This is a genomic window from Streptomyces sp. RPA4-2 (assembly GCF_012273515.2).
GTDB lineage: Bacteria > Actinomycetota > Actinomycetes > Streptomycetales > Streptomycetaceae > Streptomyces > Streptomyces kaempferi.
In genome coordinates this window covers 5,031,630-5,055,140 of the sequence record NZ_CP050975.2, presented here as the reverse complement: position 1 = coordinate 5,055,140, position 23,511 = coordinate 5,031,630, and the positions used below count along the sequence as shown (strand labels likewise).

General features: G+C 70.3%; 20 protein-coding genes, 1 tRNA gene and 1 pseudogene. 14 read left to right on the top strand and 8 right to left on the bottom strand.

Annotated elements, in window-relative coordinates; translation table 11 throughout:
- Nucleotides 1-136: 136 nt before the first annotated feature.
- The 3 genes from HEP85_RS22105 to HEP85_RS22095 all read left to right on the top strand — a co-directional run bounded on the left by HEP85_RS22105 (nucleotide 137) and on the right by HEP85_RS22095 (nucleotide 2,173).
- Nucleotides 137-1,060 (top strand): metallophosphoesterase, encoded by a 924-nt coding sequence (locus HEP85_RS22105; protein ID WP_168529263.1) that lies wholly within the window; start codon nucleotides 137-139, stop codon nucleotides 1,058-1,060.
- 209 nt (nucleotides 1,061-1,269) lie between these two features.
- Complete coding sequence (locus HEP85_RS22100) at nucleotides 1,270-2,070, top strand: Pr6Pr family membrane protein (protein WP_168529262.1); 801 nt, start codon at nucleotides 1,270-1,272, stop codon at nucleotides 2,068-2,070.
- A 29-nt stretch (nucleotides 2,071-2,099) separates the two neighbouring features.
- Nucleotides 2,100-2,173 (top strand) — tRNA-Pro (locus HEP85_RS22095).
- 117 nt (nucleotides 2,174-2,290) lie between these two features.
- Here the strand turns inward: HEP85_RS22095 and HEP85_RS22090 are convergent.
- The 3 genes and pseudogenes from HEP85_RS22090 to HEP85_RS22080 form a co-directional block, all read right to left on the bottom strand.
- Nucleotides 2,291-3,400: pseudogene (locus HEP85_RS22090) on the bottom strand (LacI family DNA-binding transcriptional regulator); the annotation flags it as partial.
- 127 nt (nucleotides 3,401-3,527) lie between these two features.
- Complete coding sequence (locus HEP85_RS22085) at nucleotides 3,528-4,577, bottom strand: PP2C family protein-serine/threonine phosphatase (protein ID WP_248002034.1); 1,050 nt, start codon at nucleotides 4,575-4,577, stop codon at nucleotides 3,528-3,530.
- A gap of 832 nt (nucleotides 4,578-5,409) precedes the next feature.
- Nucleotides 5,410-5,802, bottom strand: a complete 393-nt coding sequence (locus tag HEP85_RS22080; RefSeq protein WP_248002033.1) for a tyrosine-type recombinase/integrase — start codon at nucleotides 5,800-5,802, stop codon at nucleotides 5,410-5,412.
- A gap of 1,009 nt (nucleotides 5,803-6,811) precedes the next feature.
- On the opposite strand from HEP85_RS22080, the gene HEP85_RS22075 reads away from it, so the two are divergent.
- The gene (locus HEP85_RS22075) at nucleotides 6,812-7,345 is read left to right on the top strand and encodes a hypothetical protein (RefSeq protein ID WP_168529260.1); all 534 of its coding nucleotides are present in this window, start codon (nucleotides 6,812-6,814) and stop codon (nucleotides 7,343-7,345) included.
- A gap of 810 nt (nucleotides 7,346-8,155) precedes the next feature.
- Here HEP85_RS22075 and HEP85_RS22070 read toward each other — a convergent pair.
- Complete coding sequence (locus HEP85_RS22070; RefSeq protein ID WP_168529259.1) at nucleotides 8,156-10,150, bottom strand: YncE family protein; 1,995 nt, start codon at nucleotides 10,148-10,150, stop codon at nucleotides 8,156-8,158.
- Between the two features lie 276 nt (nucleotides 10,151-10,426).
- Between HEP85_RS22070 and HEP85_RS22065 the strand changes: the two genes are divergently transcribed.
- The 4 genes from HEP85_RS22065 (at nucleotide 10,427) to HEP85_RS22050 (ending at nucleotide 13,272) form a co-directional block, all read left to right on the top strand.
- Nucleotides 10,427-10,729: a hypothetical protein gene (locus HEP85_RS22065; protein WP_168529258.1), complete on the top strand. Its 303-nt coding sequence runs from the start codon at nucleotides 10,427-10,429 to the stop codon at nucleotides 10,727-10,729.
- A 386-nt stretch (nucleotides 10,730-11,115) separates the two neighbouring features.
- Nucleotides 11,116-11,541: an STAS domain-containing protein gene (locus HEP85_RS22060; RefSeq protein ID WP_168529257.1), complete on the top strand. Its 426-nt coding sequence runs from the start codon at nucleotides 11,116-11,118 to the stop codon at nucleotides 11,539-11,541.
- Between the two features lie 163 nt (nucleotides 11,542-11,704).
- The gene (locus tag HEP85_RS22055; RefSeq protein ID WP_248002032.1) at nucleotides 11,705-12,466 is read left to right on the top strand and encodes a GAF and ANTAR domain-containing protein; all 762 of its coding nucleotides are present in this window, start codon (nucleotides 11,705-11,707) and stop codon (nucleotides 12,464-12,466) included.
- Between the two features lie 89 nt (nucleotides 12,467-12,555).
- Nucleotides 12,556-13,272 (top strand): GAF and ANTAR domain-containing protein, encoded by a 717-nt coding sequence (locus HEP85_RS22050; RefSeq protein WP_168529256.1) that lies wholly within the window; start codon nucleotides 12,556-12,558, stop codon nucleotides 13,270-13,272.
- 184 nt (nucleotides 13,273-13,456) lie between these two features.
- Here the strand turns inward: HEP85_RS22050 and HEP85_RS22045 are convergent, their stop codons facing one another.
- Complete coding sequence (locus tag HEP85_RS22045) at nucleotides 13,457-13,729, bottom strand: hypothetical protein (RefSeq protein ID WP_168529255.1); 273 nt, start codon at nucleotides 13,727-13,729, stop codon at nucleotides 13,457-13,459.
- A gap of 253 nt (nucleotides 13,730-13,982) precedes the next feature.
- Between HEP85_RS22045 and HEP85_RS22040 the strand changes: the two genes are divergently transcribed.
- The 5 genes from HEP85_RS22040 (at nucleotide 13,983) to HEP85_RS22020 (ending at nucleotide 18,376) form a co-directional block, all read left to right on the top strand.
- Nucleotides 13,983-14,339 carry a PRC-barrel domain-containing protein gene (locus tag HEP85_RS22040; protein WP_168529254.1) on the top strand — a complete coding sequence of 119 codons (357 nt, stop codon included), beginning with the start codon at nucleotides 13,983-13,985 and terminating at the stop codon, nucleotides 14,337-14,339.
- A gap of 140 nt (nucleotides 14,340-14,479) precedes the next feature.
- The gene (locus tag HEP85_RS22035; RefSeq protein ID WP_168529253.1) at nucleotides 14,480-14,650 is read left to right on the top strand and encodes a hypothetical protein; all 171 of its coding nucleotides are present in this window, start codon (nucleotides 14,480-14,482) and stop codon (nucleotides 14,648-14,650) included.
- A gap of 201 nt (nucleotides 14,651-14,851) precedes the next feature.
- Nucleotides 14,852-15,475, top strand: a complete 624-nt coding sequence (locus HEP85_RS22030) for a DUF5994 family protein (RefSeq protein ID WP_369657803.1) — start codon at nucleotides 14,852-14,854, stop codon at nucleotides 15,473-15,475.
- 342 nt (nucleotides 15,476-15,817) lie between these two features.
- A complete protein-coding gene (locus HEP85_RS22025) occupies nucleotides 15,818-16,240 on the top strand; it encodes a (2Fe-2S) ferredoxin domain-containing protein (protein WP_168533881.1) in 423 nt (140 codons plus the stop codon).
- Between the two features lie 189 nt (nucleotides 16,241-16,429).
- Complete coding sequence (locus HEP85_RS22020) at nucleotides 16,430-18,376, top strand: NAD-binding protein (RefSeq protein ID WP_369658128.1); 1,947 nt, start codon at nucleotides 16,430-16,432, stop codon at nucleotides 18,374-18,376.
- A gap of 192 nt (nucleotides 18,377-18,568) precedes the next feature.
- Here the strand turns inward: HEP85_RS22020 and HEP85_RS22015 are convergent, their stop codons facing one another.
- A complete protein-coding gene (locus HEP85_RS22015) occupies nucleotides 18,569-20,431 on the bottom strand; it encodes a prolyl oligopeptidase family serine peptidase (RefSeq protein ID WP_168529252.1) in 1,863 nt (620 codons plus the stop codon).
- 191 nt (nucleotides 20,432-20,622) lie between these two features.
- On the opposite strand from HEP85_RS22015, the gene HEP85_RS22010 reads away from it, so the two are divergent.
- Nucleotides 20,623-21,495 carry an SURF1 family protein gene (locus HEP85_RS22010; RefSeq protein WP_168529251.1) on the top strand — a complete coding sequence of 291 codons (873 nt, stop codon included), beginning with the start codon at nucleotides 20,623-20,625 and terminating at the stop codon, nucleotides 21,493-21,495.
- A 49-nt stretch (nucleotides 21,496-21,544) separates the two neighbouring features.
- On the opposite strand, the gene HEP85_RS22005 is transcribed toward HEP85_RS22010, so the two are convergent.
- Both HEP85_RS22005 and HEP85_RS22000 read right to left on the bottom strand, forming a co-directional pair.
- The gene (locus HEP85_RS22005; protein ID WP_248002031.1) at nucleotides 21,545-22,681 is read right to left on the bottom strand and encodes a hypothetical protein; all 1,137 of its coding nucleotides are present in this window, start codon (nucleotides 22,679-22,681) and stop codon (nucleotides 21,545-21,547) included.
- Entirely contained in the window at nucleotides 22,678-23,349 is a 672-nt protein-coding gene (locus tag HEP85_RS22000) for a SigE family RNA polymerase sigma factor (protein ID WP_168529250.1), read from the bottom strand. Before HEP85_RS22000 ends, HEP85_RS22005 begins: the two co-directional genes overlap by 4 nt.
- Nucleotides 23,350-23,511 lie beyond the last annotated feature (162 nt).

Below are 23,511 nucleotides of genomic sequence, written 5' to 3'. Positions count from 1 at the left end.
TGATTTCGGCGCCGGTCTCGGACGGCGTTCCGGAGCGGCCCTCCGATGCCGGGCGGACTGTCGGCCTCCGGTTGCCGGTGCCGAGGTTGTCCACAGGCGGGGACGCGAAGCCGCCGGGGTCTGACACGATGGACGTATGCGCGCACGATACGGAGTACCCCTGGGAATCACGGCGGTGGGCGCCGCCGGACTGTTGTACGCGGCAGGATTCGAGGCCCGCTCGTTCCGCCTCCGGCGGGTCACGGTCCCGGTCCTGCCACCCGGCATGCGACCACTGCGCCTCCTCCAGGTCTCCGACATCCACATGGTGAGCGGGCAGCGCAAGAAGCAGCGCTGGCTGCGCTCCCTGGCCGGTCTGCGCCCCGACTTCGTCATCAACACCGGGGACAACCTCTCCGACCCGGAGGGCGTCCCCGAAGTCCTGGACGCCCTCGGCCCCTTGATGGAATTCCCCGGCGCGTACGTCTTCGGCTCGAACGACTACTACGGCCCCAAACTCCGCAACCCGGCCCGGTACTTGTTCGAGAAGACCCAGGGCCGCCACGGCCTGAACGGCAACAAGCCGGCCGTTCACGCCATCCACAACCCGTGGGAGGACCTGCGCGACGGCTTCGACACGGCGGGCTGGCTCAACCTGACGAACACCCGGGGGACCCTGAAGATAGAGGGCTCCGAGATCGAGCTGACCGGTCTCGACGACCCGCACATCAAGCGGGACCGCTACGCACGCGTGGCCGGCGGCCCGTCGGAGTCGGCCGACTTCTCCCTCGGCGTGGTCCACGCTCCGTACCTGCGCACGCTCGACGCGTTCACGGCGGACGGCTACCCCCTGGTCCTGGCCGGCCACACCCACGGCGGCCAGCTCTGCCTCCCCTTCTACGGCGCCTTCGTCACCAACTGCGACCTGGACACGGACCGCGTGAAGGGCCTGTCCACGCACACGGCGGAGGGACGGACGTCGTACATGCACGTCTCGGCGGGCTGCGGCACGAACCGCTACACGCCGGTACGTTTCGCGTGCCCGCCCGAGGCGTCGCTCCTGACACTGGTGAGCCGCTAGCGGGCCTGATCGGGGCGGACCTCTGATCATGGCTCACGAGCCGTGGATCACGAGCCGTGGGTCATGCCCCATGAGCCCCTGACCACGCACTACTGACGACGCACCGCCCATCTCTGGGGGCACTCGAGGCCGGCGCGGCAACACCGGGCCCGTAACTCGACCGGATGCCCCAAATGGCCCGATTCATCCACCCCACTTAACGTGGGCGCATGATCGCCCCGATCCCCAAGGACATACCCGACCTCCCCCCGATCCCGGGTATCGCAGCACTGGCCCCGTACAACGTCCCGTCGGCGGCGGTGGTGTCCCCCGTGCACCGCCCGCTCGCGGCGGTCTTCCGCCTCCTGGTCGCCATGGCGGCAGCGGCGGGCATCGCCATCGACCTGTACCTGGGCAGCCCGGCACACGTGCTGAGCTACTTCGCCACCCAGAGCAACCTGCTGGTGGCGGTGGTCCTCGCCGCCTCGGCCCGGCGGGCATGGATGGCCCGCCGCCCACTGCCCGCGGCCCTCACGGGCGGCACGCTTCTGTACATCCTGATCACGGGCCTGGTCTACCACCTTCACCTGGCGAACCGTCCCGGCGGCTTCTCGATGACGGGCGAGACCGCCTCGCTCAACGGCTGGCAGGCCCTCGCGAACCTGATCCTGTACACGGTGACACCGGTCGCCGTGGTGATCGACTGGCTTCTGCTGACCCGCCCGGCCCCCCTGGCGATGCGATACGCGGCCACCTGGCTCGTCTACCCCCTCGTCTACCTGGCCTTCTCCCTCACCCGCGGCGCGATGCTGCCGCCGGGCACCACGGAGCGCTACCTCTACCCCTTCGTGGACGTCGACCGGCACGGATACGTCGGCATCCTCGGAAACACCGCGATCCTCGGCGTCGCCTTCTACGCCCTCGCCCTCCTCGTCGTCGCCCTGGACCACCTCCGCCCCGACCCACTGCGCCACGGCGGCCGACGCCCCGAAAACCGGATTTCGTCTCCGGCCACCGGTGGGCTAAAGTAAACGACGTCGCCGCGAGAAGCAGTGACAATCGGGGTGTAGCGCAGCTTGGCAGCGCGCTTCGTTCGGGACGAAGAGGTCGTGGGTTCAAATCCCGCCACCCCGACAGCTAAAACACCAGGTCAGGGCCGGTTTACCTTCACGGGAAACCGGCCCTGACTCGTTTCTCGGAGCCCCTGGGGAGTGAACGGGGAGTGGATCAAGGAATTCCACTCCCCAGACTTCACTCCTGGCGCGCTCTCAGCAAGGCATCGAGTGCGCGCACCGGCGACCGCGGGTGCATGGCGGACCGTGCCGCCAACGACTCCTCCCACTGCTCGGTCAGTTCATCCATGAGCCGATTCCTCATCCGCGCGGTGATGTGCGAGTAGCGCGCCTGTACCGAACCGTCCTCGTGCCCGAGGCGCTCATCCATTAGCTTGGGCGAGATTCCGAGTTCCTCCATGACCGTCTTGTGAGAGTGCCTGAGCCCATGCGGAGTGAGGCCCCGCGCGATCGGAAGCCAGCACGCGTCCGCCCTGCCAGAGGCGTTCCGGCCCCGGGCCGGCACTCCCGGCCAGGGGTCCGCCATCACCGGCACAGGACGCGCCTCCTGGGGGGCCTTCTTCGGGTACCAGCCTGTCGTAGCCGGCTGGAACAACCAGGTCGCAAATCCGGTCCGTCGCCAGTGTGCCGCCGTCTCTGCTGACCGGCCCGCACGGACGTAGCCAAGCTCCGCAATGGCTGTCTCCACCCTCGTTCGTGTCCGCTCCGCGACAGTGCCCGGCCGGTTCAGCACGTTCGACACCGTTGCTGGGGAGACATCGGCGCGGCGGGCGACGTCGACCAGCTTTGCGCCCACGTGCCGGGCAGCACCGTTCGCGGGACCGTGGCCACGGAACACGTAGGCGTGCTCGTGGCATGGGCAGGATGCTGAGTCGGTCCTGGCGATATGGCTTGCAACCAAGCCCGATAGCCACTTGGGCGTGTCGATGGTTCGGTAGGAGTCGTCCTTCGGCGGGCAGCGCTCGAACTCCCCCGAGTCGAGTTCATAGAGCTGCCACTCCACCCGAACCGAGGCAGGGCGGACGAACTTGCGCTCTAGCCGGACGATTTCGCCCCATCGCATGCCGGTGTAGCCCTTCAGCATCACAGCTACGAACTCGTCGTCACGTCCAGACAGCAGCGCAGCGCGCTCGGCTGTCAGCAGGATTCCGAGAGCGTCGGTCACCACCTTCTCGGGGCCGCGGTTCCGGGAGCGGCCGGCGCGCTTGCCTCGGCCGCGCCGCTTCGTGGCCGGGTTGGAGTCGCGAAGTCCTTCATCCACGGCGTCGGCGAGGATGAGGTGCAGCGTGCCGTGCCAGGGGATAGGCCAAGGGGGAGCAGCTGCTGCCGCGATGTGGCCGGGCCCGTCATGGGCGCTCCGCTAGGCACACCGCCGTCGTGGCCCAGTAGCGTGCCGGGCGCTGCTGGGCCACCCCTCAGGTGCGGGAGCGAATTTTAGTGTCGTCAGACGCGTCCGGCAGGCGGGTAACGGCAATGAGGGCGGCATTGTCGTCCAGGCGTCCTTCGGTGTACCGGGTCAGATCGGCGATGAGAGCGTCCAGGATCACACCGGGGTCCGTTGGGAGGGGACGGGACAGGAATGGCACGGGATCGTAGAAGGTGCCGTGGCGGTCGCGTGCCTCGACCAGACCGTCAGTGAACAGCACCAGGGTCGCGTCGTGCGGCAGGGTGTGCCGATCGATCGGCACCTGGGTGCGGCCCAGATTGCCCAGGCCCAGGGGCAGGGATGGGGCAGACGGCTCGAGCGGACTCGCGCGGCCTTGGTGGATGAGGAGCGGCGCGGGGTGTCCCAGATTGATCATGTATATGGCGGAGCCGTCGTTGGGGAGGTCGATGAAGACGGCGGTGGCAAAGGACTCAGTGCCCTCCTCCTCTTCGGCATCGACCCTCTGCATGACCTCCTCCAGCCGGTCGACCACATCGGTCAAGCCCGGGAGGTGAGCCACGGCCTCGTAGAAGGCGCCGAGCAGCCTGTTGACGGTTCGGACCGCGCCCAGTCCCTTCCCCCGCACGTCGGCAATCATCATCCGAACGCTGTCGGGTGTGGGGTGGATGGCGTAGAGGTCGCCACCGATGGCAGCCTCCTTCGCGGCGGCCCGGTACCGGGAGGCCACGTCCAGCGGCCCGACCCGCTCGGGGGGGATGGGGAGCACCGCCCGCTGGACAGCCTCGGCTACCTCGCGGGTGTCCTTCAACTGTTTCCGGTCTTTGGCCATGACCCGGTTGAGGATCGCGGCAAGAACGGTCAGGATTACGACGCTCGTGAACCGAACGGAGGCTTCGGTAAGGGCGACGCCCTTCGTGTACGCCACGGCCATCCCGATCAGTGCCGTCACTACGCCGGTGGCGATTACGCCCGGCAACGAGTACACGGGGGCGGCCAGTACGGGAGCGGCCGCCAGCAGCGGAAACACGCTGAATCCTGACGGGGTCAGTACGTCGACGACGACCGCGACGAGGAGCACCGCGGCAGGCAGGAGAGAAGGCCATCGACTCCAGCTGACCAGAGGTGTGCGGTCGCGTGTCATTACCCTGCTGTCCCTGTGCTCCTGGGCGGATCGTCATCGAGTCCTAGTCTCCGACGCACCCCGACCCGCAGCGACTGGACCTACCTCGTGCGCGTCCACGTCAGCGACATCGGTATCTGACACCAAATATAGAGGAGTACCCGACAGCCGGCCTCGCCCCGCGGTGCTGGCGTTGGCGGCTCATCTGACGGCCGTGCCCGCTGCTTGCCCAATCGGGCGGATAACTGCGGTCATTCAGAGTCTGCTACGCGCCTCGGCATGGCTACGGGAGTCCCCTGTTTCCCGAGATCAGAGCCGTTTCCGCGCCGCCAAGCGGCCCGCAGCGGAGCCGGGAAGCGCGTCCATGAACACTGGTGAACACCCGTGTACACACCCCATCACCCCACCAACACAGTTGGAAAGCGTGTGGGGGCCATGCCTGTATCACTCACCACCTGCTGCGCGCCGTACCGGCGCCGCCGTTCGTGCGCCCGTACCGGAAGGCCGATCGAGGGGCCCGACTGCCAGCCTCGCCGCGCCGGGGAGTGGACGGGGAGTGGATCAAGAAAGCCGCGGGGGTCGCCACCCACAGGGACCAACTCGTACCAACGTCCTGACCTGCGCAGGAGTCAAGTGCACCTGGTCAGAAATCTTTCCGCACATTATTCGGGACGAAGAGGTCGTGGGTTCAAATCCCGCCACCCCGACGCTGGTCAGAGACCACCTAGGAACGTTTCTAGGTGGTCTCTTTCATGTTCGGGGGGCCAAACAGGGGGCCAAAGGGTTCGGGTCAGGCCCCGAGCGCGTCCACCTCTTCATCGTCCTCGGCGAAGATCTCGTCCATCGCTTCGGCACCCTCCGTGATCACAGGCCGGAGCTGCTTCCGGTACACCGCTTCCGTCGTCGCCTGACTGCTGTGACCGACCAGGAGTGCGATCCGTTCCAGCGGGATCCCATGATCCGAGAGCAGGGACACGAAACTGTGCCGCAGCTCCCGCGGTGTCCATTCCGGCTCCAGTCCTGCCTTCTTCACGATGGCCTTGAAGTCGCGCCGGACGTTCGCGACATCGAGCGGTTCGCCGCTCCGAGTCGTGAAGACCCGGCCGGCCGGGCTCCACTCCATCCCCTTCGAGGCCCGCTCCTGCTTCTGCCACCTCAGGTGCTCTTCGAGGACGTCGACCACCTGCTTCGGCAGGGCGATGGTCCGGCGGCTCTTCCTGTGTCTTGGTTTCCCCGCGCTTGCGCACTGAACGCCACACCGCCACGTGGGGCGGCACGCCATCCTGCGGCGACAGGAAAACGTGGTCCCACGTGAGGGGACGCGCCTCTTCCGTGCGAACGCCGCTGAGGAGCGAGACCACGAGATAGGCGCACAGCCGTGATCCACGCGCGGCGGCCAGTACAGCCTTCGCCTGCTCCAGATTCAGGGCTTTGCTGGGACGGCCCGGTCGCCCCTCGGGCACGGTCACCAGAAGCGCCACGTTCCGCACTGCCTTGTCCCGGCGCTGAGCATGCTCGATGGAGCGGCGCAGTACGGCGAGCAGGTCGCGGAGACTCCGTGTCGCAAGCCATTCGGCCCTGTCGTCCAGCCAGTCGTCCACCTCGTCCGCGCTAAGGTCCCTCAGCTTGGGCAGCCACCGCTCCATCAACCTCGCGTCCAGCAGCACCCGCAGATGCCTCCCCACCGGTCGCTGCCGCTCATAGTGACTGGCCAGCTGCATCATGCTCGCGGGAGTCCCGAGCGGCGCCGGCAGCACGACCCATACAGTCCGCTTTAGTTGCCCCGAGCCCGTCGCCCGACCAACCAAAGTGGTCCACCGGCCTGTCCGGCGAACTGTCATGAAAGATCGAGGATAAATTCAAGGATCAACCCTTTAGAATCCCTGATTGAGCAAAGGGGTTGTTAAAAGGGCAACGTTCTCGCGCTCGCGGGGTCGATTCGCACTGACGGAGCATAAGATTCCGCTTTCTTGCCTACAGGGCCAAGCTATAGTCAATGGCCCTTTTTCAATCGTCATGCTCAAGTCTCGCTCAGATCAGTCGAGTTTCCTTGACGATCACCCAGGCAGTCCGCGATTGTTCTGTTCATGCCGCTCCCGGGGGGAGCGACAACGGAGGGAACAATGAAGGCCATAACTCGCGCATGCACAGCCGCTGCCCTGACCGCTTTTCTCGCTATGGGATCCGGGGGCGTGGGCACTGCATTTGCGGAAGACGCCCCGACGCCGGTCAATGCCGACCAGGACGGGAACCCGATCCCTCAGGCACCGGACGACGCCGACGCCGTCACCAACGGTCCGGTGCACCCGGACGGCTGCCCGCCCGACCCGAGCGTCTCCATCACCAAGGCCAAGAGCGTATTCGTCGGTGACAAGTCCAAGACCGTCTACGGACAGTCCGGCGTCACGCTCTCGGTCTCGGTGGCCAAGGGCCACACCTGGACCGGCACCGTCACCTATGCGGCAAAAATCAGCGAGTCGATCATCGTAGCTTCCGCCGAGGAGACCTTCGGCGGCTCGGTTTCCTACGCGAAGACCACCACCGTCACCCTGGGCGGCTCGTGGAAGGTTCCGGCGAGCCAGCGGGACGGATGGCTCGCCCTTGGCTCGAAGGGATATTCCTTCAACTGGGAGAAGGGTTCCTACAACGGTGGCTGTAAGTGGATCGTCTCGAACCACGGGACCGCCAAGCTTCCGGCACTCTCGCCCTACATCGCCCACTCGTGAGTTGAGGACGATCTGATGAAGCTGCCCCTGCTGGCCGCCGGCCTGTCGGCCCTGGTGCTTGTGTCGGCCTGTTCCGGGGGGGCTCACTCCCGGGCGACCGCCACCCACGGGGCGACGCGGCCTCCGGCAAAAGCGACGACGGGGACCGGCGCGACCCCCTCTCCGATACAGACCCCAACGAGCCCGGACCGCCTTCCCAATCCGGTCCAGTCGTCACTCCCTGTCGGATCGAAGACGCTGTACACGAAAACGGGTCACGGTAAGGGCGGCGTCACGCTTCCCGCGTCAGCGGGGAAGGCCTCATCCATCACGGTGAGGTGGACATGCGCCGGTCCCTCCAATTTCGACGTAATCGCCACCGGAAAGCGCCTCGCCGGGTCTCAATGCGGCGACGGGAGCGGCGTGTTCACAGCCGAGATACCGCACGCCAAAATGCACGAACTGGCGTGGAAATTCTCAGCGCCCGATTCCGTGATCTGGCGGATCGTCGTCATCCAACCGCCCGGGAACTAGTTCCGCGACAGGCAACGTTTGCCCTTCGAGGAGCGGCGTCCGGTGCGTGCTTTCGGCCGGTGCGGCGAGAGTGCGTGCCGGGCGTCGCGACGGGGCGAACGTTGCCTGCCGCGGCACTAGGAACGAGCGCACCGACGCCTGGCGGAATCCGGTGAATTCCAGCCGAGTTGGGCGACGCGTTCTCCCGCCGGGCAACGCCGGAGGTCCCGTCGGACGTGGCGGACGCCCGGGGCGCGGGCCCGCTTCGGCGGCAGGCCCGCGCCCGTCACGTCGGTCTTCGGTGAGAAGTACCGGACGTCACCTGGTGAAGATGAAGTACTTCCAGGTCCCGTACGTCGTCGAGTTCACGTTGTCGCCCGACGTCGTGTCGATGTAGGACGACCGGATCCGGAAACGGACGCCCGTCGGCGGGGTGCCCGTGAGCTCGAGCGTGTCCTTGCCGCCCGAGCCGAGTACGAGGTAACCGGAGTGCGTGGTGCGCCAGGCACCCTGGTAGTAACCCTGCATCTCCACCTTGTACTTGCGGCCCGGGTAGGGCGTCATCGTCGTGTTGTAGACGGGGTCCTTGGACTTGTGGAAGTAGCGGTACGTCTGGCTCCACGCCGTCTTGCTCGTGTAGTAGCCGCTGAGCGCGGTCGACACCTTCGCCTGCGCGCCGACCGTGCTGGTGGCCGTCGCGGGCGCGTACCGGGTGTCGCCGGTGAACTTGGCGGTGAGCTTGGTGTCGCGGGTCAGGGAGAGAGTGACGGACAGGTTGCCGGAGGAGTCGACCGTGCCGGACTTGAGCAGCTTCTCGGGCTTGTCCGCGCCGTAGGGGTCGGCGTAGATCGCGACGGTGCGGTTCTTGTACGTCGTCCCCAGGTGCGCAGTGAACTTCACCGCGCTGTTGTACGCGTACACCTTGCGGTTGTTGTTGAGCGTCACCGTGGCCGCCGTGCGGGTGACGTTCACCGTGCTCGTGGCGGTGGCGCCCGCGTGGTAGTCGTCGCCCGCGTAGGTGACCGTGTACGTGACCTTGCCGCCGGCCGGCGGGGTGTCGGCGAAGGAGTAGGAGCCGGCCGCGCCGACCGTCGCCGTGCCGAGCAGCTTGCCGGACGGCGACTCGGCGTCGGTGCGGCGGACGGAGACCGTGGCACCGGACGGGAACGCGGTGTCCGACGTCAACTTGCCCGTGACGTCAAGGGACTTGGCGCGGGTGGCGGTGGCCGGGGCCGTCGCCGTGAGGTCGGTCTCCGCCTTGGTCGGGTTGTCGAAGACGCGCAGCGAGTACACGTCCTCGTCGTTGTACGACACCGCGAACAGCTTGCCGGCGTCCGGCGCCCAGGCGAGACCCGAGGCCGCGAGGGTGTCGGAACCGCTGCTGCCCCCGGTGTTCGGGAAGTCGTACTGCCGTACCGGCGTGGAGACGCCCGGCTCGAAGATGTGGACGTCCGGGTCGTACCAGGAGAAGGTGCCCGCGGCGACGGTGCCGTTCGGGGCGATGTCGACCGCGTTCGGGTAGGGGTTGGTGGTGTAGCTGCCGTCCTCCGACAGGTCCGAGAGCTTGAACACCTCCTGCTTGTAGGGGGCGCCGCTGGCGGTGATGACGTCCTTGCCGTCGGGAGTGACGGCGAGGTCGCTGAGGTTGCTGCTGTTGCCCGGATCGAAGGCGTACGCGGTGCGGTTCGCCAAACCCGACGACACGTCGAACACGGCGAGTTCGACCGGGCTCTGCTCGGGGGCGCCCGCGACGATGGTGCCGGGTGCGCCGACCGAGGAGCCGAGGATCGGGGCGTAGCTCCAGGTACGGGTGGTGTCCTGTTTGAGGGCCACGACCGGGTCACCGTCGCTCAGGTCGAGCGAGCCGATGTTGCCTCTGCCGGAGCCTGCGTAACCGAACCAGACCTTGCCGCCGGCGAGGGCCGGGTACTCGGGCTGGGTGCCGTCGCCCGTCGCGTAGCGATGGGCCTCGGTGGCGGTCGCCGTGTCGATGGCGACGATCGCGTCGGCGTCCTCGACGGCCGCGTACAGGGTGCCGGAGTCGGCGGACAGTTCCAGGCCGCGGACGCCGGGCAACGAGTCGACGGTGCCGACGACCGTGCCGCTGTAGTCGGTTGCGACGACCTTTCCACCGGTCGGGTCGCTGATGAAGACCCGCTGGTGGACGCCGTCCACGACGACGTCCCCGGTCGACTTGACCGGCAGGATGGTGCTGGAGTCGGCCAGGGCGGGCGCGGCCGAGGTGACCGCGAGCGCGGCCGAGCTGAAGAAGACCGCGAGTGCTGTCGCGGCCGGAAGAGTGCGTATGCGCACGATGGTTTCGAACCCCCCGGAACGAAAGAGCCCCTGTTGTTGAACTGGGGAAGTAAGCGGAGCCTAGGTCACGCCAGTGACAGCGGAGGCCGACCGGGGTCAACGATGATCAAAGAAGTAGGCGGGATTTCGCCATACGGGTCCCGCGGCACCATTCGGGCGTGCTGTTGGAGGGGCGGGGGCGGAGAGTCGCTGACGGGCCGCTCTCGTAGGTCGGTGACCTGGGCGGCTGTCCTCGCTGTACCGTCTCCGCAGTCGATCACGGGGAGGGCCAGGATGATCAGGCGGTGGCCGGCGACGGTGGGCGTGAACCTTCTGCTGGGGATCCCGGGGGTGGTGCCGATCTGGTTGCTCTGGTTCCTGGCGGCGAACTGGATCGATCCGGAGCCGACGGAGAACGACGGTACGGCTCTCTGGCTGGTGATCGTCGTGCCGGTCGTCGGCCTGTACGCGCTGCTCTGGCTGGTCACCAACCGGGCCCTCGCACGCAGGACCTCACTCGCCGCTCGGAGCTACTGGCTGCTCAGCGTGGTGGGCACGTTGTTGCCCACCGCCGCACTCGTCCTGATCCGCCCCTGAGTCCGCTCCCCATGACGCAGGTGCCGTGGGGCTGTCCCGCGGATACGGCGCCCCGGTGTCGCGTCGAGTTGTCGTCCGCATGCTGGGAATGGGCTGTTGCGGCCCTCCTGCGCACCGGGTGAGGACTACGCTGCTGGGCAGACGTCCCAGACCCCGGCGGCATGTCGTTGGCGAGCACAAATCGCCGCGGGGATCGGGTGCTTCGCCCGTCGCCCGGCGCATCCCTGGAGGGACCCGGGTGGGTCCGCAGTCCGGCCGCGCGGGCCGGCGAGTCGGCCGTTGCCCGGACCTCCGCCGAATGCACTCCGCTGCCGGAAGCGAGCCGGTGGTGCCGGGATCCCGACACCACTCGGTCGCCTGCCGACGGTCCTCCGAACCGAGGCGTCATGCACCTTCCGCCGCTCACCGTCCGCCGTCACGACGACAAGAACCGGGCACTGATCACGCTGGCCGGAGAGATCGACCTGGAGACGGTGCCCCTGGTGCGCGCGTCACTGGAACAGTGTCTGCGCGACGGTATCCACACCGTCGACGTCGACCTCACCTCCCTCACCTTCTGCGACTGCAGCGCCCTCAACGCCTTCCTCCACGCCTCACAGCGCCTCACCACGGCCGGGGGGACGCTGCGACTGCACCATCCGCCATCGGCGCTGGTCCTCATGGTCGACATCGCCGGCTGCGCGTTCCTGCTTCTGGGGCTTCCGTTCGGGCAGTTGCCGATCCCGCCCGGGAACGCCCCGACCGCGCGCTCTCTCGTCCCGCCCCGTGGGCCTGTTCCGCCTCCACGTGTCCTCCTGAGCGGTGCGGTGTGATGCCCCGGCCGCATCAGGGACCGTCACGGCGGCCCCGCCGGGGCGAGGAACCCGGCGGGGGAGCCGACTCGGAATTCGGCACGGAGGCCGTGCGGTGGTGCCGGGAACGGACCGCGGCAAGGCTGAAGCGGCTCGCGCACGAGGCCGGGGCCCGGTGGCCCGGGTGAGGTCCGACAGCCGGTCGGCCCGGATCCGGATCCTGGTCGCCGAACAGGCCGCCCGGCGGGGTGCCAGGGTCGGCGTGGTGGATGTGTGCGCGGCTGCCGTGGCCGCGCTGCCGGTCGGCGGGGCCGGACTCTCCGCGATGTCCGGACCCGCGGCAAGCCACCCCCTGTGCAGCACCGACGATGTCAGCGAGCAGCTGGAGGAGCTCCAGCTCACCCTGGGCGAGGGACCCTGCGTGGATGCCTTCGCACAGGGCTCGGCCGTGCTGACACCCGATCTGTTCGCCGCTGAAGTGCAGGACCGCTGGGCCGTGTTCGCCGACGCTGCCCTGGAAACCGGGGCACGCGCCGTCTTCGCCTTCCCTCTGCGGACGGGCGCTGTCAGCGCCGGAGTTCTGGATCTGTACTCCCAAGTCCCGCGGCGGCTGGGCACGGACGAACTGGCCGACGCGCTGGTCTTCGCCGACACCGCCACTCTGGTCCTGCTCGACTCCCGGCTCGATGGGGAAGCGGACCTGGCCCGCGGGGGTCCGGTGGACGGTCGCTTCGAGGACCTGGGCGCGTACCGGGCGGAGATCGACCAGGCCACGGGCATGCTCACGGGCCAGCTCGGAGTCACCGCCGAAGAAGCCTTCGTCCGGCTGCGCGCCTACGCGTACGCGAGACGACGCCGCCTCGCCGCGGTGGCCGCCGACGTGGTCGCCCACCGGCTCACGTTCCCTCCGGGCGCGGACCCGGGTCGGTCCGATGATGACACCTGACACCGCGCCAAGGGATCAGGCCGAGAAGTGAGTTGTGCCTCCCGTCCCTTCATCGGGGCCGGGATCAGTCCCGACGAAGGGTGTGCACGATGAATCAGCGGCTCCTGGCCAAGACCTTCGTCGAGCTGGCGGACAATCTGGTCGCCGACTTCGACCTGATCGACTTCCTGCGCCTGCTGACCGATCGCTGTGTGGGCATGCTCGACGCGAGTGCGGCGGGCGTGCTGCTCGCGGACCACGACGGCGAACTCCGTGTCATGGCCGCCTCCGACGAACAGGTGCGCCTGCTGGAGCTCTTCCAGTTGCAGAACGACGAAGGCCCCTGTCTCGACTGCTTCCGCACCGGCGCACCGGTGGTCGTCACCGACCTCGTCGAGGAGGCCGACCGCTGGCCACGCTTCGTCGCGGCGGCCCACCGCAGCGGGTTCAGGTCGGTCCAGGCCCTGCCGATGCGTCTACGGGACGACGTGGTCGGGGCCCTCAACCTCTTCCGCACCCGGCGTGGCCCCTTCGAACCGGACGCCACGCCGCTCGCCCAGGCCCTGGCCGACGTCGCCACCATCAGTCTGCTGCAACAGCGCACCGCGCACCGCAGCACCGTCCTCAACGAACAACTGCAGAGCGCCTTGAACAGCCGCGTGCTCATCGAACAGGCCAAGGGGAAACTCGCCGAGCGCCGGGGCATCGACATGGAACAGGCGTTCACCACACTGCGTGGTTACGCCCGTGCTCACAACCGGCGCCTGTCCGACCTGGCCCGCGCGTTCATCGACGACTCCGAACCTCTCCCCGGCCTGAGGTCCTGACCAGGGACGGGGCCAGGGGCAAGGGAGAGGGGCAAGGGAGAGGACAGGGGCAAGGGGCAGGGGCAGGGGCAGGACCCAGGGGCAAGGGGCAAGGGGCGTCGACATCTTTCCGGACGCTGGTTTCTCGGGCGGGCTTACCACCGTCGCGCGGCCGCGGCTTACCTCGGTCCGGACCCCTCACCGGTCACCCGCGTTGCTCGCGGTCGTGCCGGTCGCGCCGGTCACGCCGGTCCTCGCGGCTCCAGCGCGCCTGGTGCCGGCGGCTGTAGCGGCGGTCCCAGCGGTCCTCACGCTCCCGCCGGTCCCGGTAATCCTGGTACTCACCCGCGTCGGACCCGCCACCGCGGCCGTAGCGGGTGGCTCCGAAGACCAACACGGCCGCGGCGACCCACCACAAGGGGTTGAGGAAGCCGAGACCGAACAGGACCACGATCACAACGAGAAGCAGAACGAACACAGGGGGCCTCCCCAGGAGCGGAACAGAGCATCGGAACCGGGGACTGGGGCCTGCTCCACAGCGTAGCCCCCTTCGACCTGGCAGCCCCCTACCCAGCCGCACGGAGCGCAGTATCGTTGGGGGCGGGGCGGCTCGTTCCAACGTCCTGCCGCCCGGAAGTACGGCCTCGTCGGATCGCGCCGGGGCCGTTGGCCCGTGGCTCGCGGCCCGTGCTCGTACCTCGTGAGGGTGGCGCGCCCGGGAGGGAGAGCGCATGATCCAGGCAGCCGACATCCGTGAGTGGCGCGACCATGACGTGGTGGACGCGAAGGGGCACAAGATCGGTGTGCTCGAAGCGATCTACGTGGACACCACCACCGACGAACCGGCCGTGGCCACCGTGCGGACCGGGCTGCCCACCCGCCAGCGCCTGGTCTTCGTCCCCCTCGACGATGCGGTCCTCGGGCCCGGCTACCTCAGGGTCTCCTACGCCAAGAGCCTGGTGCGGAAGGCTCCTTCGATCGGTACGGACGACATCCTGCCCGCCGAGCAGGAAGAGGCGATCTTCCAGCACTACGACATGACGTACCAGCCGGGTGGGCAGGGCGAACGGCAGCTCGCGCGCCGTTGAGCGACCGCGCCCGTCCGACGCGCCCCGGGCCTGACCAGACCCGGCCCAGACCCGAATCAGTCCAGACCCGAATCGGCCCCCTGCGACGCACCCCGATCCCTCCGATCCCCCGGTCCAAGCTCAAGGAAGGCGTTCAGGCGATGGTGCTCTTCCTTCTCCTCGTCCTCGCAGCCGTTGTGCTGGGCATCATCGGTGTGGCGGCCCACGGCCTGGGATATCTACTGATCATCGGCATCGTGGTGCTCGCGGCCGACGTGGCGATCGCCTCCGTGCGGTGGTCCCGGCGCGCCGGCCGACGCGCGGGCCGCTGAGGGGGCCGCTGAGGGGGCTACGGGCGACCGCGCGCCCTGCACACCGTGGAACCCGCGCCACGGCGAACGTCCGTCGGACTCCGTCCAGGAGTATCGTGAAGATACCGAGGGTACTTCGTACACCGGCTTCGATGCCCGTGCCGTCCCCGGCGATTCACGACACCGGGCCGGTCCAGGTCGGCCCGGAGCAGGGTTCGCGTGATGACCGCAACCACGTACGACATGCCCGCGGTCGGAGACCGGACCCCCTCCGCTTCGCCGCGACCTCTCCGGTTGCGACTGGCGCCGTCCGGCACCACCCCCGCCCTCATAGACGGCGCGTGGTGGCCCCGCTCCCGCGACCTGACAGCCGAACTTCCTGCGCTCATAGCGCTGTTGGACCCGCTGTGGGGGCGCATCACTCACGTCACCGTGAATCCCACATTCTGGCCGATCGTCCCCCGCAAGGTTCCCGTCCAGGGCCATGTGGTGAAGGTCGGCTGGTTCAAGGCCGAGCAGGACCCGCACACACTGCTCCTGCTCTCCTACACCGCGGGGCGCTGGGACCTGCTGGTGATCCCACCCGAGACCGACGCCGTCACGGCCGCCCGGCTCATGGCCACGGCCACGGACCCCACGCGCCAGCTCACAGCGAGCGGCCTGATCCAGGAAGCCGAGCTCCTCGGCGGCGCCGCCGAGGACACGGCCGAGGCCGAGGCCGCATGGGACTCGGCCCGGGAGAAGGTCTGGGACTCCGAAGGCGGGCACGACGCCCGCCGGCCCTCCTCGCACGGCCCCGTGGCGGCCGCCGCCGGCCGCGTGCCGAGGCCGGCGGAGGGCATGTGACGAGTGACTGCGAGGAAGGCGAGGCATGTGGTCGTCCCGGCCGAGCCGTGACCGGGGCGGAGTGCGTCACGGTGCGTACCGGCTCACTCCAGGCCCCCCGCGCCGTCAACTATCCTCTCCGGTGGGCGACATCCTGGACGGCTTCCTCCGCTTCCTCGGCTTCCTCGGCTTCCTGAAACAACGCCCCGCCGAGCCCCGCCGAGCCGTACCCGCACGCTCGCAAGGAGAGACGTTTCGTTGACCGCCTCGTCCCCCGTGTCCCCCGTTCCGACGGACGCTTCCGGGACCGCCGCGGCCTCCGTTCTCCCCTCCCCCACCGTCTCGCCCGAGAACCCTCGTACGGTGGCTGTCGGCGCCGCCGGCTCGCGGCCCTGCACCCTGGTCGTCTGCCGGGGGTGCTGCTGCGGAGATCCGGTGAAGTATCCCGCTGACGACCACGCCTGGCAGCTGGAGCGGCTGCGGGCCGGGGCCGAGGCGTCCGGGGGGCGGTTCGTGGTGCGGACCGTGGACTGTCTCGGGCCCTGCGACCAGGCCAACGTGGTGGTGGTGCAGCCTTCCGGGGAAGGGCGGCGCAGGGGTGCGCGGCCGACCTGGATCGGGTTCGCGATGGGTGACGACTGCACCGAGGACCTGGTGGACTGGGCGGCCGCCGGAGGGCCGGGGGTCGCTCCGCCCCCGGTCACGCTGGAGTTGCAGTTCGTCCGGCCGCCGCGCGAGGCGCGGGCCCGCACCAGGACCCGTACCCGCGGCCGTACCCGGGGGTGAGTCCGCCGGCGAGTCCGCGGGTGAGTCCGTCCGCCCCGGGGCCAGTACCCGGGCGTCCGTCCCAACCGCTGTCGGGTGGTGGCGACTTGTGCCGGGCGGCCGGATGGAACCACGCGTCCCGGTACGGCACTCTTCTCCCTTGTGGGGACCCTTCCGTACCAAAGCCCGTCGCCCGAACCCGCCGCGCACATGGTGGTGGCCGGGGACGACGCCCTGGCGCACCGGCTCGCCGCGGAACTGCGTGGTGTGTACGGCGAGCGGGTGACCCTCGTGGTTCCGCCCGCACAGCGCCGCGTGCGCCCGCCGGTGGTCGGACGGGCCCGGGGCTCGACCCTGTTCGACCGGGTCTCCGCGGCGGTGAACCGGGCCGCCGGGAACGGCGACGCGCCACCCGGCCGTACGGCCGAACCACCTGGTTCCGAGAGGGTGTTGGAGGCCGCTGAGCTCACCGAGGCGGTGCTCGCCGAGGCGGGCGTCGAACGGGCCGCCGCCCTCGCGCTCGTCCATGACGACGACGAGGCCAACATCCGGGCCGCGCTCACCGCGCGCCGCCTCAACCCGCGGCTGCGGCTCGTCATCCGGCTCTACAACCGGCGCCTCGGCGAGCACATCAAGGAACTCCTCGACCAGGCATCGGCGTTGGCCACGGACGGGATCGACGACGGCACCGCCGGCGGCGGTGACGGCGGCGGGTTCGACGCGTCCACCACCGTGCTGTCCGACGCCGACACCGCGGCGCCCGCGCTCGCCGCGACCGCCGTCGCCGGCACCAGCAAGGTCGTCCAGACGGACGGGCTGATGCTGCGGGCGGTGGAGCGGCCTCCGCCGGGGCCCGGCGAGGTCGCCGACCCCGGTCTGTGCACGCTCGCGCTGCTGTCCGCCACGACCAACGACCCCGCCGGGGCAGACGGTTCCGAGAGCAGCGGTCCGCAGGGGCCCCGGCTGCTGCCCGACGAACGGGCGGTGGCCGCCGCCACCGGGCGCGGGACCGTCGTCCTGGAGACCGTGTCGTACACCGCTCCCGCGGTGTCCGGCGGGCGCAGCGTCCTGCCCTTCGGCTCGCTGCTGTCACGGCGGCTGCGCTGGTCGTTCGCCGGACTGGTGGGGTGTGTGATCGGGCTGGCGGTCGCCTCCATGGCCGTCACCAGGGAGCCTCCGCTTCAGGCGACCTATCTGACGCTGCTCGACCTCTTCGCCATCAACAATCCCGCCATCGGGGAACCGGTCGGGCGGCAGGTCCTCCAACTCTTCTCCGGGCTCGTCGGGTTGCTGCTGCTTCCGGTGCTGCTCGCCGCGGTGCTGGAGGCGCTGGGTACGTTCCGGAGCGGGTCCGCGTTGCGCAAGCCGCCGCGGGGGCTGTCCGGGCATGTGGTGCTGCTCGGGGTCGGCAAGATCGGTACGCGGGTGCTGGCGCGCCTGCGGGAGCTGAACATTCCCGTGGTGTGCGTGGAGGCCGACCCCGAGGCGCGGGGGCTGGCGCTGGCGCGGCGGCTGCGGGTGCCGGTGGTCCTGGGGGATGTGACCCAGGAGGGCGTGCTGGAGGCTGCGAAGATCCACCGGGCGCACTCGTTGCTCGCGCTGACCAGCGCGGACACGACGAATCTGGAGGCCGCGCTGTACGCCCGTACGGTGCGGCCCGATCTGCGGGTGGTGCTGCGGCTGTACGACGACGACTTCGCGACCGCCGTGTACCGGACCCTGCGGGCCGCGCACCCGCAGGCGCTCACACGGAGTCGCAGCGTGTCGCATCTGACCGCGCCCGCGTTCGCCGGAGCGATGATGGGGCGGCAGATCCTCGGGGCGATTCCGGTCGAACGGCGGGTGTTGCTGTTCGCGGCCATCGACGTGGGCGGACATTCCCAGCTGGAGGGGCGGACCGTGGGGGAGGCGTTTCGGGCGGGGGCGTGGCGGGTGCTCGCGCTGGAGACGGGGGTGGTGGGACGGCGGGATCCGGCGGGCGGAGGTGGGGGCGGCGGGGTGTCGCAGCGGGCGCCGAGCGGGCTGGTCTGGGATCTTCCCCCCTCCTATGTGCTGCGGGCGGAGGATCGGGTGGTGTTGGCGGCTACGCGGCGGGGGCTTGCGGAGTTGTTGGGGCGGCGGGTTCGGGAGCGGGCCGTAGGCCCTCCGGGCGAGTAGGGGTGGGGCCGGGCCTGGTGGGTGGTGGTTGTCGTGGGCGGGCGTCCATTTCCCCTCGCCCCCGCCCTCGCCCCCGCTGCCCCTGCCCGTCCCCCGTCCCCCGTCCCCCGTCCCCCGTCCCCCGTCCTTCAGAGGCTCCGCCCCGGTCCCCACGGGTCCCCGCAGCCGGCGGACCCGTGAGGACCGCCCCCGTCAGGCCGGAAGGTGGGTCCGGGCGAAGTTCAGTTCCAGGTGGACCTGTTTGATGCGTTCGTCGACGACCAGGGAGCCATGGCCGGCGTCGTAGCGGTAGACCTCGTGGACGGCCCCTCGGGCGGCGAGGCGGTCGACGTAGTTCTCGACCTGGCGGATGGGGCAGCGGGGGTCGTTCACGCCGGCCGAGATGTAGACGGGGGCCTTGACGGCGTCGACGTACGTCAGGGGTGAGGACGCCTCGAAGCGCGCGGGGACCTCCTCCGGGGTGCCGCCCAGCAGGGTGCGGTCCATGGCCTTCAGGGCCTCCATCTCGTCGTGGTAGGCCGTGACGTAGTCCGCGACCGGGACGGCGGCGATGCCGAGGGTCCAGGCGTCCGGCTGGGTGCCCAGACCCAACAGCGTGAGGTAGCCGCCCCAGGAGCCGCCGGTGAGGATCAGGCGCTCGGGGTCGGCGAGGCCGGACGTCACCGCCCACTCGCGGACCGCCGCGATGTCCTCCAGCTCGATGAGGCCCACCCGGTGCTTGAGGGCGTCCGTCCACTCCCGCCCGTACCCGGTCGAGCCCCGGTAGTTGACCCGCACCACCGCGTACCCGTGGTCCACCCAGGCCGCCGGGCCCGCCGCGAAGGAGTCGCTGTCGTGCCAGGTGGGGCCGCCGTGGATGTCGAAGACGGTGGGCAGCGGTCCCGTCACCCCGGCCGGCTTCTGGACCAGGGCGTGGACCCTGCCACCGGGGCCCTCCACCCACACGTCCTCCACGGGCACCGAACCCGGGGACTTCAGGCCGGGGGGATCGAGGATGACCCCGCCGGTCGTCGAGCGGACCGACGACGGTTCGGCCGCCGACGACCACAGGTACTCCACGCTGCCGTCGGGGCGGGCCGTCGCCCCGGACACCGTGCCCGCGGGGGTGGGCACGCGGAGCAGCTCGCCGGACCCCAGGTCGTAGCGCCACAGGTCGCTACGGGCCTCGAAGCCGTGCGCGATCAGCAGCGCCGATCCGTCCGGATACCACTCGGCGCCCACGTCGCCGGGCAGGTCGAGGGACAGGTCCGTCTCCTCGCCGGTCGCGACGTCCCACACCAGCGGCTCCCAACGGCCGCGCCGCTGGTGCCCGATGAGCAGGCGGGTGTCCCCGTCGACCGGGGCGAAGCCCAGCACCTCCAGGCCGAGCTCGACCGTGCCGCCCTTGCTGTCGTCGAGCTCGGCGACCGTCGAGCCGTCCGGGCGCAGCACCCGCAGCGCCGAGTGCATCGCGTCGCCGTGCTCGGTGTGCTCGACGGCGATCAGGGAGCCGTCGTGGGAGAGGTCGCCGACGCCGGCCGACTCCCGGTGGCGGTAGATCTCCACGGGTTCCTCGCCGGAGCGGACCAGGTGGATCGTCGACCCGTCCTCGTCCGTCGAGCGGCCCACGACCGCCGTCCGCCCGTCCCGGCCGATGGCCAGTCCTCCGGGGTAGGAGGGCTCAAGTCCCGGCGCGGCGGGCTCGTCGGCGCCGGCGGCACCGGCAGTTCCACCGGTGGGAGCGGCGCCGCCGGAGCCGGCCGCGGCGAAACGCTGTCGGCGCCAGATGCCGAACTCGTCGCCGTCCTTGTCGTCGAACCACCAGATCCATTCGCCGTCCGGGGAGAGCACCCCGTCCGTCGTACCGTTCGCCCGGTCGGTGATCTGGCGCTGCTCGCCCGACTCGCGGTCCCACGCGTACAGCTCGTAGGTTCCCGTCGCGTTGGAGACGAACAGCGAGCGGTGCGGGGCGTCCTCCGCCCAGTCCGGCAGCGACACCCTCGGTGCCCTGAAGCGCTTCTCCCAGTCGGGCATGGCCGCCTGCTGCTGCTCGACGGACCCGTTGCTCTCAGTCATGGCCCCATAGTGCCTGGCCCACCCGCCTTCGCGCCGACGAGGTCCCCAGCCTGTGGAAAACTCCGTCCGGAACCCCCGTCCCGCCCCGCCCGGCGACCGGTGCCGGACGGGCGGGGGCGGACGGCGGGACCGAACGCCGGGAGCGGGCCCCGGAGCCCGGCTGCGCGCGGCGGCACCGTACCTTTGAAGTCGTGTACCGGTTCCTGCTGACGCCCCGCTGGTGGGGGATCAACGTCTTCGTGCTGTTGGCCATCCCCTTCTGCATCTTCATGGGGTCGTGGCAGTTGAGCCGGTTCGAGGCTCGGGTCCAGGACCAGCGCGACGCCGGTGAGCAGGCCGCGGCGGCCAGAACGGATCCGGCCCGACCGCTGCGCGAGCTGCTGCCCGTCGACAAGGACACGTCCGGCAAGCAGGCCGTCGCCACCGGCCGGTACGGCAAGCAGCTGCTGGTGCCCGACCGCGAGCTGGGCGGCAGGCACGGGTACTACGTGCTGACGCTGCTGCGGACCGACGGCGGCCAGGCGCTGCCCGTCGTCCGGGGCTGGCTGCCCGGTACCGCGGATGCCGCGAAAGCGCCCGCCGCCCCGGCCGGCGAGGTGACCGTCACGGGTGCGTTGCAGGTCTCCGAGAGCCCGGGGTCGGACGGGGTGAGCGCCGCCGGTGGGCTTCCCGACGGGCAGACCGGCGCGATCAGCTCGGCGTCGCTGGTGAATCTGGTGCCGTACAAGGTGTATGACGCCTGGATCACCCTCGCGAAGGCCGACAGCGGGATGACGGCGGTGCCCGCGACCGCGCCGCAGGGCACCGGCCTGGACCTCAAGGCGTTCCAGAACCTCGGCTACACCGGTGAGTGGTTCGTCTTCGCGGGCTTCGTCGTCTTCATGTGGTTCCGGCTGCTGCGCCGCGAGGCCGAGTTCGCGCGGGACGCGGAGCTGGGCCTGATCGCCTCCGAGACGACGGATCAGAACGAGGAGACGGACCGGGACCAGGAGCGGAGCGGAAGCCCGGACGAAAGCACGGACGGGAATCCGGTCCGGGACACCGCCGAGGCCCCGGCTCCGTAGAGACTCGGGCCCCGGTCCCGTGCATGCTCGGGTCCCGGCGCCGCCCCGCTCAGGACGCCGCCAGTATCCCCGTCCGGTACACCGTGCCCGCGCACGCGCCGGACACCGTCGTCGAGGCGGTCGCGCCCGTGTCCGTCGCGTAGGAGAGGGTGACGCTGCCGTCGGCCACGCCGTCCTCCGTGAGGAGCTGGGCCGAGGTGCCCGTGCCGCCGGTGTCCGTGCCGGTGCCGCCGGCCGCGGCGGCGCCCTCCGTGGAGCTCGGATCCGGTGAGGGCTGCCCCCCGCCGGTGGTCGGACAGGTCTCCGAAGGCACCCAGGCGAACTTCACGACGTACGAGACACTCGGCTGCAGCACCAGCGAGGCGACCTCCATGGAGGGGTCGGGCAGGCCGGTGGCCGCGTCGCCCGCCACATGGGTCACCACGCTGATCTTGGACGAGTCCGCCGCTCCCTGTGCCAGGGTGCTGACGGCGCCCGCGCCGCTGACGGTGCAGCTGGTGCCGGAGACGTTCGAGACACTGAAGGAGCCGTAGACCGCGCCGGCGGCGTCCGGGACGCCGACGTTGCTGGTGGCGCCGCCGAGCTGCGCGGCCGTGCACGCGGACGCGGTGGGCGCCGAGGCCGACGGATCGGGGCCTCCGGTGGCCGCCCCGGTGCTCGCCCCCTTGCCCTTGTCGGGCGCTCCCGTCCGGTCCTGCTTGCCATGGTTCCTGGATGTGCCGGAGCCGCCGCCCGCGGTGCTTTCGCCGCCGTCCGGGTTCTTGCCCTGGCTGGTGCCGCCCTGCGCCTGCGAGCTGTTGCCCGCGATGGACGGGTCGGCGTTCGACCCGGAGGCGTTCGAGACGTGCACCAGGGCCGGGACGGCCGTGCCGATGAAGAGCGCGGCGGCGGCCATGCCGACGAGTGCCTGGCGCTTGCGGGCCCGGCGGGCGGGCACCGCGCGGCGCAGATGCTCCAGCGTGCCGTCGGCGGGTTCGATCTCCTCGACCGCCTGGTGCAGCAGCCGGCGCAGCGCCAGTTCGTCCGTGCCGAGGCTTTCGGAGCCCAGTTCGGCCGGGCCCTGTTCGTCGGGCTGTCCGTCGGGGCCGTGGTTCACAGTTCCGTTCCCAGCGTGCGATTGCCTGTGCTCGTGCTCCGGGCGCCGTTCCTCGTCACGGCGCTGTGCGTTCTCGTCGTACTCGCTCATGCCGGGGCCTCCATGGCCACACGGAGCGCCGCGATGCCGCGCGAGCCGTACGCCTTGACCGAGCCGAGCGATATCCCGAGGGTCTCGGCGACCTGCGCCTCGGTCATGTCCGCGAAGTAGCGCAGCACGAGGACCTCGCGCTGACGGCGCTGGAGGCCCTTCATGGCCTTCTTCAGCGCGTCGCGCTCCAGCAGGTCGTACGCGCCCTCCTCGGCGCTCGCCATGTCCGGCATCGGCTTCGAGAGGAGCTTGAGGCCGAGGATGCGCCGGCGCAGGGCGGACCGCGAGAGGTTGACGACGGTCTGGCGCAGATAGGCGAGCGTCTTCTCCGGGTCGCGGACGCGCTTGCGCGCCGAGTGCACCCGGATGAAGGCCTCCTGGACGACGTCCTCGCAGGAGGCGGTGTCGTCGAGCAGGAGCGCCGCGAGACCCAGGAGCGACCGGTAGTGGGCGCGGTAGGTCTCGGTCAGATGGTCGACCGTCGTGCCCGCGGCCGTGCTGCTCTCCTCAGCGCCGTCGCGCTGGCTCGGTATGCGGGCGGGCCGCGCTGCGGGCATGGGCGCGATCACCGGCATGCCGCCGGGCGCGCCGGGGCTGCGGAGTCGGCGGGGTGGACGCAGGGCCGTGCCCCTCGTCTGTACCGCGGTGAATTCGAGTACCTCTGCCACGCCAGTTGGACACGCGTCCCCCCGTCAGGGTTGTACGCGACAGGCATCACATTCGCTTCAGCCATCACTTCGGCCGAAACCCCCACCCGCGCACGCACCGCGACGCCCACTCTCACGCACACCGCGACACCCATCGGAACCGATGCCGGAACCCCCGCCGAC